This is a genomic window from Streptomyces sp. NPDC101166, assembly GCF_044768125.1.
Lineage (GTDB): Bacteria > Actinomycetota > Actinomycetes > Streptomycetales > Streptomycetaceae > Streptomyces.
Map to the genome: position 1 here is coordinate 25,018 of NZ_JBIWPF010000036.1, position 12,964 is coordinate 37,981.

The 12,964-nt window shown below is 73.3% G+C and carries 6 protein-coding genes; 3 read left to right on the forward strand and 3 right to left on the reverse strand.

Annotation, left to right across the window (positions count from 1 at the left end):
- Positions 1-76: 76 nt before the first annotated feature.
- The 3 genes from ACIRS4_RS35130 to ACIRS4_RS35140 all read left to right on the forward strand — a co-directional run bounded on the left by ACIRS4_RS35130 (position 77) and on the right by ACIRS4_RS35140 (position 6,418).
- Positions 77-2,635 carry a CBM35 domain-containing protein gene (locus tag ACIRS4_RS35130; protein WP_404203814.1) on the forward strand — a complete coding sequence of 853 codons (2,559 nt, stop codon included), beginning with the start codon at positions 77-79 and terminating at the stop codon, positions 2,633-2,635.
- Positions 2,636-2,727: 92 nt separating this feature from the next.
- On the forward strand, positions 2,728-4,851 hold the full coding sequence (locus ACIRS4_RS35135; RefSeq protein ID WP_404203816.1) for a DUF4139 domain-containing protein: 2,124 nt from the start codon (positions 2,728-2,730) through the stop codon (positions 4,849-4,851).
- 7 nt (positions 4,852-4,858) lie between these two features.
- A complete protein-coding gene (locus ACIRS4_RS35140) occupies positions 4,859-6,418 on the forward strand; it encodes a mucoidy inhibitor MuiA family protein (protein ID WP_404203818.1) in 1,560 nt (519 codons plus the stop codon).
- Between the two features lie 22 nt (positions 6,419-6,440).
- On the opposite strand, the gene ACIRS4_RS35145 is transcribed toward ACIRS4_RS35140, so the two are convergent.
- The 3 genes from ACIRS4_RS35145 to ACIRS4_RS35155 form a co-directional block, all read right to left on the reverse strand.
- Complete coding sequence (locus tag ACIRS4_RS35145; protein WP_404203820.1) at positions 6,441-7,637, reverse strand: spore photoproduct lyase family protein; 1,197 nt, start codon at positions 7,635-7,637, stop codon at positions 6,441-6,443.
- A gap of 107 nt (positions 7,638-7,744) precedes the next feature.
- Positions 7,745-7,900, reverse strand: coding sequence for a DUF6131 family protein (locus ACIRS4_RS35150; RefSeq protein ID WP_358797212.1), 156 nt, complete (start codon positions 7,898-7,900; stop codon positions 7,745-7,747).
- Between the two features lie 128 nt (positions 7,901-8,028).
- Positions 8,029-12,741, reverse strand: coding sequence for an Ig-like domain repeat protein (locus ACIRS4_RS35155; protein ID WP_404203822.1), 4,713 nt, complete (start codon positions 12,739-12,741; stop codon positions 8,029-8,031).
- Positions 12,742-12,964: the final 223 nt, after the last annotated feature.

The window sequence follows — 12,964 nt, forward strand, 5'->3', positions numbered from 1 at the left end:
TCCCCGCACTCCCCGGCCCAGGCCCCCGGTTCCACCCACGATCCTCCCGCAGCGACGCGGGAGGCGGAGGACATGCATGCCTCGAACCGAGCACGTTTCACGCAAGACCCGGCGTCTGATGGGCGCGGTGGCCTTCACCGCCGTGCTGATCGGCACGGCCGTGACCGTCCCGGCCGCTCAGGCGGCCACCCCGCAGGTCACCGTCGACCTGGCCCGGAGCACCGGAGCGGTGATGCACGGGGCCAACGGCACGCTGTACGGCCTCAGCGACGACGGCGTCCCGGGCGACGAACTGGTCGCCCCGCTGCACCTGACCACCGTCGTGCAGAAGGCGCCCGACGGCGCCCAGCACCCCAACGGCGACGCCCTGGCCGTCAAGGCGGGCTACGACCGCAACGGCGGCGGCGAGGTCCACATCTACATGCAGGACGTGTACGCCCAGTGGCCGTACGAGGACCTCGGTCTGGACGACTACCTGGCCAAGGTCGACACCATGGTCCGCAAGGTCGCCGCGCGCCCGGACGCCGGTGATTTCGTGTGGGTGCCGTTCAACGAGCCCGACGGCATCTGGTACCAGGGACTGGGCAGTTCCGACAACGCCGTCTACAGCAAGGCACTGAACGACTTCAGGAGCGACTGGACCACCGTCTACGAGAAGATCCGCTCGATCATCCCCGACGCCCGGATCGCCGGGCCCAACGAGACCCGGTGGGACGGCAGGTTCATGGGTGACTTCTACCCGTGGGCGAAGGCCGACGGTGTGCTCCCCGACGTCACGACCTGGCATGAACTGGGTCCCGGCTCCCTCTCCGACTTCGAGGCCCACCTCGCCGCGTACCGGGCGATCGAGAAGAAGGCCGGCATCGCCGAACTGCCGGTCAGCATCAACGAGTACGGAAACCGGCGCGATCAGTCCGTGCCGGGACAGATGATCCAGTGGATGTCCATGTTCGAGCGGAACAAGGTCTACGCCGACCAGGCGTACTGGAACATCGCCGGGAACCTCAACGACAACGCCGCGCAGACCAACATCCCCAACGGCACCTGGTGGCTGCTGCGTTGGTACGCGGGGCTGACCGGGAACACGGTCGAGCTGACCCCGCCGCAGCGCAACGTCGTCGACACCGTCCAGGGCATCGCGTCCCTCGACTCCGGGCGCAGGCAGGCCCAGGTGCTGCTGGGCGGCGCGTCCGGCACCGTGGACACGGTGATCCGCAACGTCCCCAAGAGCTTCGGGACGAAGGTGAACGTCACCGTGGAGCGCACCGGCTGGAGCGGCTACGAGGGGGCCGCCGCCGCGCCGGGCGTGGTGTCCCGCACCACCGCCGCCGTCGCCGCGAACGGCACTGTCACCGTGCCGCTGACCGGCCTGGACGCCATGTCGGCCTACCGCGTCACCGTCAACCCCGCCGGCAGCACGGCCCCCGCCGCGGCGAGCCTGCCCTGGTCGGCGTCGTACGAGGCGGAGAGCGCCGCGATCACCGGCGGCACGGTGTACTCCCAGGGCTCGCTGTCCAACCCCTACGGGTTCGCCACCTCGGGCACCAAGGACGTCGGCAGCCTGAACCAGCCGACCAGCAAGGTCGCCTTCACCGTCGACGTCCCCAAGACCGGCCGTTACGACCTGAAGGTCTTCTACGGCAACCAGTCCGGCGGGCCCGCCACCCAGACCCTCACCGTCGACGGCGGCTCGCCCCGCCCCCTCACCTACGGGTCCACCCTGAACTGGACCTACCGCGCCACGGCGAGCGTGCCCGTCTCCCTGACGGCCGGCCGGCACACCCTGGCCCTGGCCAAGGACGTCAACGAGGTCACCCTCGACAAGATCGAGGTCACCGCGTCCACCGCCCCGGACGCCGTCTACCCGGCGGCCTACGCCGACATCAGCGGCTCCCCGTCGTACGACTACGCCGCGGCGGGCGTCAGCGGCGCCGGCGCCCTGATCCTGGACGCCCACGACGGGGCGGCCTTCGACGTCTACGCGCCGGCCGACGGCTACTACACCGTGCACGCCGACTACGCCTCCACCGGCGACGGCACCCTGAGCCTGGACGGCGCCACCGCCGTCACCCTCCCCGCCACCCAGGGCCGCGTCACGGACCACACCGTGCGGCTGTACCTGTCGGCGGGCAACAACCGCATCACCGCCGCCGTCCCGGGCAGGGGCAGCGTCGGTCTGCGCGACCTGCGCGTCACCGGCGCCGCCGACACCGCGGGCGTGACGACGTACGAGGCCGAGGCCGCCTCGCTCGCCGGCGCCGCCGCTGTCGCCGCCGACTCCTGGGCGTCCGGCGGGAAGTTCGTCGGACACGTGGGCAAGGGCGCCGGGAACACCCTCACCTTCCAGGTGAACGCGCCCAAGGACGGGCGGTACGTGATGAACGTGCGCTACACCAACAACGAGCTCGCCGGATCCGGCAACTACAACACCAACGTCGTCTCCCGGGCGGCCGACATCACCGTCAACGGCGCCGCACAGAAGGTCATGTTCCGCAACTCCTACAGCTGGTCCAACTTCTGGGAGCTCCCCGTCCCGGTCACGCTCAGGGCCGGAACCAACACCGTCTCCTTCGGCAACCCCGCCGCCTACACACCCGACATCGACAAGGTGACCGTCGCCCCGCTCAACGGCTGACACTTCCCCGGCCCCGGCCCGCCCGCCGCGCGAGTGTCCTCGTGCCGGCGGGCGTAGGGTGTGGTGCAGTCCGACGGTACGGGGAGCTGGGCATGAGGGCTGAACTGACGCGGAGTTGGGGGTCCACCCTCGATTCGGTCGTGGTGTACGCGCAGGGCGCGCTCTGCCGGCGGCTGGCCCGCGGCGGCGTGCCCGCGGACGGGCGGGTCCGGGTGACGGGGCTGCCCCGGTCGCTGGACCCCGGCTCGCTGCGCGCCGCCGTCCTCGGCGGCTCGGGGGCGCGGGTCGTCGAGGCCCGGGTCGAGATCGACGCCGAGCCGGCGGACGCCGACGCACGCGACCTGCTGCGGCGCGAGGTGGATCAGCTGCGCGAGGCGTACACCGCGGCACAGGGACGCCGGGACCGGCAGCTGCGCCGGGTCGAGGAGGTCCAGGCGCTGCACCCGGTGGCGCCGCCCCGCAAACGCGACGATCCGCACCGCCGCACTCCGGTCGACGCCTGGCTGGAACTCGGCGACTTCGTCGAGCAGCGGCTCACGGGGCTGCACGCCGGTCTCGTCGAGTTCGAGGAGGCGCTGGAGCGCGCCGAGCACGAGCTCTCCGTCGCCGTGGACCGGCTCGCCCGCGCCTCCACCGACGCCCCGTCGGCGCACGTCGCGTCCACGGTCTGCGCCGTCCTGACCCTCGACGGCACCGGCGACGACGCCGAAGTGGACGTGGAGGTGGAGTACGGCGTGCCGGGAGCCGTCTGGGCGCCGGCCTACCGACTCACCCACCGCCAGGGCGAGGACAGCGGCCGTCTGGTGCTGCGCGCCTCGGTCGCCCAGCGCACCGGGGAGGACTGGACGGGTGTCCTGGTCTCCCTGTCCACGGCCGACCTGCGGCGGCGCACCGATCTGCCGAGGCTGCGCTCGATCCGCATCGGACGCCGTCAGCCGGCTCCCGCGCCTTCCGGCTGGCGCGAGCCGCCGGCCGGGCTCGCCGACCTGTTCACCGGGTACGACGCGGCCGGTCCCGGGCCCGTCGCGCGTAACGCGCCGGTGGCCCTCGCCGTCGGGGGCACGGGCCCCGGAGGCGGGGACGCCGACTTCGCCGAGCCGCAGCTCTTCGCCCCGCCGCCCGTGCCGCCACCGGCTCCCGCCGCGCCGGCCGTCTACGGCGGGCCGCCCCCTGTGATGCCCGCGCCGCCCGGTTCCGCCGGCCTCATGGGGGCGCCTTCGGCCGCCTTCGGGGAGGTCGAGAGGTCCGCCCCCGCCCGTCCCGGCAGGGCGCGGACGGCCGGCCGGCCTCCGGTCGGCGGCACGCCCGCCTCCGCTTTCGCGGGCAAGGCGCCCGCCACTCCCGGGCAGTTCGCGCCGCCGCAGCAGCCGACGGCCGGTCCGCCGCGGCCGAGCAGCGCGGAGCTGGACTACGCCGGTCTCGTCCTCAGCGGCCCCGACGACCAGGCCGACCGCAGGGGCCGGCTGTTCCCGGACGCCCCCTTCGACCCGGTGGCGACCGAATACCGCCGCCGCGCCGAGGCGGTGGCCGCGCTGCCGCTGCCCGGACACGCCGTGCGGCCCCGCGAGTCGGCGGGGTCCTTCGACCACCGCTTCGACGCCGCCGCCCGCGCCGACATCCCCTCCGACGGCGTCTGGCACACCGTCACCGTCGGCGAGATCCCCGTCGGCCTGCGCACCGAACACCTCTGCGTGCCGTCCGTCGAGCCGACCGTGTACGCGACGCTGGTGCTGTCCAACGCCACCGGTCAGGCGCTGCTCGCCGGCCCGGTGGAGGTCACCGTCGACGACGAGTTCCTGCTGACCGCCGCGCTGCCCACGCTCGCACCGGGCGGGGTGCGCCGGGTCGGACTCGGTCCGGCCGAGGGGGTCCGTGTCACGCGCCGTACGACGCTGAACGAGTCGACGTCCGGTCTGCGCAACAACGTCACCGTGCTGGACCACCGGGTCCACGTGGAGCTGGCCAACCGGCTGGCGCGGCCCGTCACCGTCGAGGTCCGCGAACCGGTCCCGGTCTCCTCGGACTCCGATGTGCGGATCGAGGAGCGCGCGGACTGGACGACGCCCGACGACGGCACGGGGCCCGACCGCCACGCCCCGGGCACCCGCGTGTGGCGGGTGACGCTGCCCGCCGGCGGCGCCACCGCCCTCGACGGCGGCTACGAGATCCGCATCCCGGCCGGCAAGGCCCTGGTCGGCGGCAACCGCAGGAGCTGACACCACGATGTCCACGGCACCGAAGCCGATCGCCCTCCCCGTCACCGCCGTCACCTGCCTGGAGGACCGCGCCCACGTCGAGCGCACCGTCGTGCTCGACCTTCAGGCCGGAGTCCGGCGGCTGCGGCTCGGGCCGGTCAGCGCGCTGGCCGTCGACCGCACCCTGCACGCCGAGCTGACCGCCGGCCACCCCGCGAGCGTGCTCGACGCGCGGATCGTCCGCGCCTGGACCCCGCGCGGGCCCGGGTCCGCCGACGACGACTCCGCCCTCCGGCGGCGTGCGCACGCCCTCGAAGAGGAGCAGGTCGCCCTCCGGCAGCGCCGCGACCGGCTCCGGTCCCGGCTGGACCTGCTGGGCCGCCTCGCCGCCGATCTGCTGAGGGAGATCGGCGAAGGCGCCGGTCTCGGGGAGACCGACGGGGCCCGCTGGGCACGCGAACTCGACCGGGTGGACGCCGAGCGCGACACGCACGAGGAGCGACTGCGCGCCGCCGAGACCCGACTGGCCGCTCTCGACGTCGAACTCTCCGACATGCGGACGGCGATGGACCTCGCGGAGGAGGAGCCCGCCGAGCTGGTCGGGCATGTCGAGCTGACCGTTCAGAGCGCGGTGGCCGGACCTGCGGAGCTGCGACTGAGCCATCTCACCTCGTGTGCGGTGTGGCGGCCCGCCTACCGGGCCGTGCTCGACGGGGACCGGCTGACGCTGGAGACCGACGCCATGGTCTGGCAGCGCACCGGCGAGGACTGGTCGGACGTACGGCTGACGCTGTCGACGGCCCGCTCGGCGCTGGCCTCAGAGCCGCCGAGCTTGCGCGAGGACCGGCTGACCCTGAAGGACCGCACCGCCGCCGAGCGCCGCACGGTCGACGTCGAACTGCGGGAGGAGGAGATCGGGGACCTCGGTCCGGCCCCGGTGCTCGGCCTGCCCGGCCTGGCCGACGGCGGGGAGGCCCGGGTGCTGCACGCCCCCTCGCCGGTCTCCGTGCCGGCCGACGGCCGCGCCCACCGACTGCCGCTCTCCTCCTTCAGCACGACCGCGAGGAGCGAGTACGTGTGCACGGCCGAGTTGTCCCCGCTGGTCACCCGGACGGCCCGGTTCGACAACCTGTCCGGGCACGCGCTGCTCGCCGGGCCGGTGGACCTGGTCCGGGACAGCGGGTTCGGCGGCCGCGGCGCGCTGGACTTCGCCGCGCCCGGCGCCCCCGTGGAGCTGGCCTTCGGCAGCCGCGACGACCATCGGGTGGTCCGGCACGCCGAGGAGTCCCATGCCACCGCCGGCCTCACCCAGCGGACGGTGACCACCCACACGGTCCGGCTGCACCTGTCCCGGTTCTCGGCTCCCGGGGAGCGGGACGAGCGGACGGTGACCCTGCGCGAACGCATCCCCGTCTCCGAGGTCTCGGCGGTCGAGGTCCGCCTGCGCGAGGAGGCGTGTTCGCCCCCGCCCGCCGAGGTCGACGCGGACGGAATCGTCCGCTGGGACGTCCCCCTCCCGCCCGACGGCCACCGCACGGTCACCCTGGTCTACGAGGTGTCGGCGAGCGCCAAGGTCACCGGTCTGTGAGCCTCGTGCACGCGTCGGCGTCTCAGAAGGCGTAGCGGACTCGGAGCCACGGGGAGCGGGCGGTGATCAGTTCGCGGAGCCGGGCGACGGCGCGGGCCTTGGCGCGGGCCTCGTAGCGGACGTTCAGGGCGCCGTTCTCGGAACGCTTCGTCTCCTGGAGGTCCGGGCGCCACAGGACGTCCTCGGCACGGGGGTGCCAGCCGAGGTTGACCTCGTGCAGGTCGCGGTTGTGGGTCAGCATGATCACCTCGGCGGCGGCCTGCCGCTTCACCCGGTCCGGCAGGACGTCGTCGAGGTGTTCGAGCAGTTCCGTCCAGGACTGTTCCCAGCCGGGGCGGACGACGACGGGAGAGAGGTTGAAGTGGACCTCGTACCCGGCGTCCAGGAAGTCCGCGGCGGCGGCGATCCGGTCGGCGACCGGCGAGGTGCGCAGGTCCAGCAGCCGGGCGTCCTGCGGGGGCATCACCGAGAACCGGACACGGGTGCGGCCGCGGGGGTCCAGCGTGAGCAGGTCGGGATTGACGAACTTCGTCGCGAAGGACGCCTTGGCCGTCGGCCACAGACGGAAGGCGTGCACGAGATCCGCGGTGTTGTCGCTGATCAGGGCGTCCACCGAGCAGTCGCCGTTCTCGCCGACGTCGTACACCCATGCCGTCGGGTCGCACTGGTTCGGCTCGGGCTTCGGGCCCTGCCGGGCGATGTGCCGGCCGATGTGGGCGATGATCCGGTCGATGTCGGTGAACACGGTGACGGGGTTGGCGTACCCCTTGCGGCGCGGCACATAGCAGTAGGCGCAGGCCATCGCGCAGCCGTTGGAGGCTCCCGGGGCGATCCAGTCCGCGGACCTGCCGTTGGGGCGCGTGCTCAGCGACTTGCGTTCGCCGAGCACCAGCGTCTCGCCCTTCACCCTCACCCAGCGCTCGACGTTGCCCTCGTTGCCGTGCAGCCCGGGGATGCGCCAGTGGGAGTCCACCTCGACGACCCGCGCGGCGGGGAAGCGGGCGAGGATCTGCCGGCCGCGCCGGGAGGCGGCTGCGGCGGGTTCGGCGTAGATCTCCCGGACGGACAGCAGGCGTCGCGCGGCGGCGGAGTCACGGAAGGGAGACTGCCGGGCTGCGGCCGGTTCCGGTCCCTCCGGTCGGCCGGTGCCCGGCCCTGCGGGCTCCGGGTCGAGCGCGTCGAGGCCGAAGAGCGTGTCGCAGCCGTCGTCGGACGCCACACCGACCACCTCCCCGCGACCCCCGTCCACGCCGCCGCGGCCCTGCCGGGCGCGCAGACGACGTACGCAGGCTGCTCGCCCCGACCACGGTTCCCTTACCGCGGTCCTCACCAATAATGCCGACGGCCGCCGACCGCGTGGCCGGCCGCGCCCAGGACCCACAGCACCAGGCCGATCACGGCGAGGATGATGCCGATGGTCCACAGAATGGATACGCCGGTGACGAAGCCGACGATGAGCAGAATGATGCCGAGGACGATCACGGTGGCCTCCGCTGCTGTAGTCCTTCCTTAACTGTGCGCTTCCGGGGGCGTTTTGTCGCCCGGAAGGAAGGCGGCGGCCACCGGCGGCGGACGTGCCCGCCGGTGGCCGTTCGTGCGGGCCGTCAGGGTCAGTTCGAGACGGTGTGCGTGTCCGTGCCGGTGGAGCCCGTGAACTCCGTGCTGCCGGCGTAGACGGCGGTGACGGGGTGGGTGCCGACGCTCAACGGGTTCTGGACGTTGGTGGCCGTGCCGTTGACGAGGGTGACGCTGACGGGAGAGCGGTTGCCGATGGTGAAGGTGACGGTACCGGTCGGGACGCCGGCTCCCGGCGGGACCGCCGTGACGGTCGCCGTCAGGGTCACGTTCTGCCCCGGGCCCGACGGGTCGGGCGAGGAGACGACCTTGGTGGTCGACAGGGCCCGGTTCACGGTCTGCGTGTCGTTGCCGCTGGAGGCGGCGAAGCCGTTGCTGCCGATGTAGGCGGCGGTCACGGCGAACACGCCGCCTGCCCTGACGGTGTAGGGGCGGGTGACGGTCGCGACGCCATTGGTCAGGGTGGCGGTGACGGGTGAGGTGCCGTCGCCGAAGTTGAAGCTGACCGTGCCGGTCGGTGTGCCCGACCCGGGGGCGACCGGCGCGACGGTCGCGGTGAAGGTCACCGGCTGGCCGACCACCGACGGATCCGGCGACGAACTCAGCGTCGTCGTCGTCGACACCCGGTCCACCGTCTGCGTGTCCGTACCGCTGGAACCGGCGAAGTTCACGGTCGCGCCGTAGGTGGCGGTCACCGTGTAGGGACTGCCCGTCCTCACCGAGTAGGCACGGGTGACCGTCGCGACGCCGTTGGTCAGCGTCGCGGTGACGGGCGACGTGCCGTCCCCGAAGTCGAAGCTGACCGTGCCGCTCGGCGTACCCGTGCCCGGCGCGACCGGCGCCACGGTCGCGGTGAACGTCACCGGCTGACCCACCACCGACGGATCGGGCGACGAACTCACCGCCGTCGTCGTCGACGCCCGGTTCACGGTGTGGGTGTCCGTGCCGCTGGAGCCCGCGAAGGAAATGTTTCCGCCGTAGGTGGCGGTGACGGTGTACGGGCTTGCGGTCCTGGCGGTGTAGGGGCGGGTGATGGCGGCGCCACCGTCGACGAGGGTGACGGTCACCGGGTTCGTGCCGTCGCCGAAGTCGAAGCTGACCGTGCCGGTGGGCGTACCCGCCCCCGGCGCGACCGGCGCCACGGTCGCGGTGAACGTCACCGGCTGACCCACCACCGACGGGTCCGGCGACGAACTCACCGTGGTCGTGGTCGAGGTCCGGTTCAGCGAGTGCAGCGTGGAGCCGCTCGAGCCCGCGAAGTCGGAGTCGCCGCTGTACGTGGCGGTGACCGTGTCCGGCCCCTCCCTCCGGTCGGTGTAGGCCCGGGTGACCGTGGCGGTGCCGTTGGTCAAGGTGGCGGTGACCGGAGTGGAGCCGTCCCCCAGGAAGAAGGTGACCGTGCCGGTCGGCGTGCCCGCCCCCGGCGCGACCGGCGCCACGGTCGCGGTGAACGTCACCGGCTGACCCACCACCGAGGGGTCCGGTGACGCACTCACCGTCGTGGTGGTGAGCGCCCGGTCCACGGTGTGGAGGTCGGTGCCGGTGGAGAAGACGAAGTCCACGTCTCCGCTGTAGGTGGCGGTCGTGGTGTACAGGCCGCCGGCCCTGGCGGTGTAGGCGTGGGTGACGGTGGCGGTGCCGTCGGTCAGGGCGGCGGTCACGGGGAGGGTGCCGTCGCCGAAGTCGAGGCTGACCGTGCCGGTGGGAGGGCCGGTCTCGGGCGCGACGGGCCCGACGGGGCCGACCGTCACGGTGACGGTGACGGTCGCGCCGACCACCGACGGGGTCGGCGCCGTGGTCACGGTGGTGAGGGTCTGTGCCCGGCGCACCCTGTGGTCCTCGGTCGCGGTGGAGCCGGCGAAGTCCGCGTCGCCGCTGTAGGTGAGGGTGACCGGGTACGGGCTGCCGGTGGCGCTCGTGAAGACGTGTGAGGTGGCGGCGGCGCCATCGGTGAGCGGCAGGGTGACGGGTGTGGTGCCGTCGCCGAAGTCGAGGGTCACCGTGCCGGTCGGGGCGCCCGCCCCGGGGGCGAAGGGCGCGACGGCCGCGAGGGGCGCGACGACGGCGGTGTAGGTGACCGCCTCCCCCACCAGGGACGGAGCCGGCACGGCTGTCAGCTCGACGCTCGTCGGGGCCTGGCCCACGGTGTGGGTGGCCGTCGTGGAGGAGCCGGTGAAGTCGTCGTCGTCGTCATAGACGGCGGTGACCGAGTAGGACCCGGCGGCCGTGTAGGTGTGGGCGATCTGGGCGGTGCCGTCGATGACGCGTGCGGCGACCGGTGGCGTGCCGTCGCCGAAGTCGAAGACCACCGTGCCGGTCGGCACGTCGGCCCCCGGGGCGTCCGCCGTGACGGTCGCGGTGAAGGTGACCGGCTCGCCCGTCACGGACGGATCGGGTGACGAACTGAGCGTGGTGGAGGTGGAGGACGGGTTCACCGTCTGGAAGTCGTGTCCCACCGAGGAGCTGAACGTGGCGCCGTCGCCCGCGTAGGTGGCGAGGATCGGGTAGGGGCTGCCGGATCCGGAGGTGTAGACATGGGTGGCGACGGCGGCCCCCTGCGACAGGGTCGCCGTCGTCGGCGGTGTGCCGTCGCCGAAGTCGAAGAGGACGGTGCCGGTCGGCGTGCCCGTCCCGGCGGTGACGGTGGCGGTGAACGACACCTGCTGCCAGGTCGTCGACGGATCCGGTGCGGAGGTCACGGTCGTGGTCGTGACCTGGATCGTCGATCGCACCCGGTGGGTGCTGACGTCGCCCGACGGCTCGAAGTCGGTGTCCCCGCTGTAGGCGGCGGAGATCGTGTAGTCGGCGTCGGTGGCCGGGTAGGTGTGGACGACCGTGGCCAGCCCGTTGACGAGGGGCTCCACGACGGTCGGTGAGCCGTCGCCGAAGTCGACGGTCACCGAGCCCGTGGGCTGCCCGGCGCCGGGGGCGGCCACGATGACCCGCGCGGTGACGGTCGCCTCCCCGTCGGGGGAGGAGGGCTCCGGCGAGGACAGGACGGCCGTCGAGGTGGGCGACCGCACCACGGTCTGCTCGGCGGTGTCCGACGACGGCGCGAAGTCGTCGTCCCCGCTGTACGCGGCGGTGACGGTGTACGGGCTGTCGCCGGTGGTGGAGTAGGCGTGCGTCGCCGTCGCCAGCCCGTCCACCACCACGGCGGTGACGGGGACGCTGCCGTCGCCGAAGTCGAACCAGACCGTGCCGGTCGGCGTGCCCGTGGCGGGGGCGACGGGCGCGACGGCGGCGGTGATGGTGAACCGCTCCCCGACGACCGGCAGTTCGGCGGAGGAACTGAGGGTCGTGGTCGTGGGCGGGTCGAGGTAGGTGTAGGTGGGGCCGCCGCCGACGCCGCCCAGGGTGGTGACCACGACCGGCACCCGGATGCTGGGTCCGGGCGGGGCGGGCGGCGCGGGCGGCGCGGTGAAGACGAGTCGGGCGTCGGACACGACGGTCGGGTACACGCTGGTGGTCCCGAGGCGTACTTCCTGGGTGGTGTACAGGCCGATGCCGGTGACGGTGACCGTGTTGCCGCCGGTGTTGGGCCCGCTGGGTGGCGACACGGCGCGGACGCGCGGGATGTCGAGGTAGAAGAAGGTACCGAGGGGGTGGGTGGCGCCGGCGACGATGACGCTGACCGGGACGACGCCGGTGCCGGCGGGGCTGACGGCGGTGATGGTGAAGTCGTCCACGACCGTGAACGAATCCGCCGGGCGGCTTCCGAACCGGACGTCGGTGGCGTGCAGGAAGCCGCTTCCGCTGAGGATGACCAGGGTGCCGCCCCCGGTGTGGCCCTGGTCGGGTGAGACGGCCACCGGGATGTTCAGGACGACGACCGTGTCGGCGCCGTTGTCGACCACGTAGAGGTGGCGGCTGTCGCGGGTGACGGCGATCCCCCTCGGTGCGCTCAGCCCGGTGACGGTGGCGACGCGCACGTTGGTGGCCAGGTTGATCGCCGCGACCGAGCCGGAGCCGCTCTCGGTGACGTAGGCCAGCGCTCCGCGGGGGCCCATGGCGATCGCGACGGGGGCGGCGAAGCCGCCGATGGTGGTGGCGACGGTGAACGTGGTGGTGTCCACCACACTGACCGTGCCACTGCTCTGGTCGGCGACGTACAGCCGCTGCCCGTCGACGCTGACGGCGAGACCGCGCGGATTGACGAAGCCGCTGATCGTGGCCGCGACCGTGTACGCCTCGATGTCGACGACCGTGACGGTGCCGCTGCCGAAGTCACTGACGTAGACGTAGGGAGCGGCGTCCGGGGAGATCACGACCTTGTACGGGGTGCTGCCCACCGCCACGCTCGTCAGGACGGCGCGCGTCGCGGTGTCCAGCACGACGAGGCTGTCGGTGTCCTGGCTGACCACGTAGGCGTGGGCGCCGTCCAGGGAGAAGGCGATGCCCACGGGTGCGGAGATGCCTTCGATCGTCGCGGTGACGGTGTTCGTCACGACGTCGATCACGCTGATCGTCCCGGAGTCGAAGTTGCCCACGTACGCCTCGTTCCCGGTGGGGTTGACGGCGACTCCCCAGGGGCCGGAACCCACGGTGACGGTGGCGGTGGCGGTCCGGGTGACGGGGTCCAGGACGGTGACCGTGCCCGAGTCGAAGTTCGGCACGTAACCCACGCGGCCGGCGCGGCCGAGAGCGACGAGGATGGGGCCGTCGCCCACCGGGATGGTGGCGACCGGGTCGGCGGGGACCGTGACGCTCACGGCGGCGCGCGGGTGCGGAAGCAGATCGACGGACACGGGCGGTCCCCTCCTCTGAGGAACGGGTTCTGGGGCCGGCGGCGCCCGCCCCCGAGACCTGCGGGCCGCGGGGGCGGGCGCCTGACGGCCCACTGGGATGGCGGGCAGTGGGCCGTCGCTCGAAGGCGGGTCAGATGCCGGGGCCGGCGACGTAGGTGAAGGCGTCGGTGGCGGTGTCGGAGCCGGCGGGGTTGGTGACGACGACGTCGACTGCTCCGGCGGT

What these genes read in the sequence shown, in the direction of transcription:
- ACIRS4_RS35130 (WP_404203814.1), top strand. Translation starts at nt 77, where the DNA reads ATGCCTCGAACCGAGCACGTTTCACGCAAGACCCGGCGTCTGATGGGC.
- ACIRS4_RS35140 (WP_404203818.1), top strand. Translation starts at nt 4,859, where the DNA reads ATGTCCACGGCACCGAAGCCGATCGCCCTCCCCGTCACCGCCGTCACC.
- ACIRS4_RS35135 (WP_404203816.1), top strand. Translation starts at nt 2,728, where the DNA reads ATGAGGGCTGAACTGACGCGGAGTTGGGGGTCCACCCTCGATTCGGTC.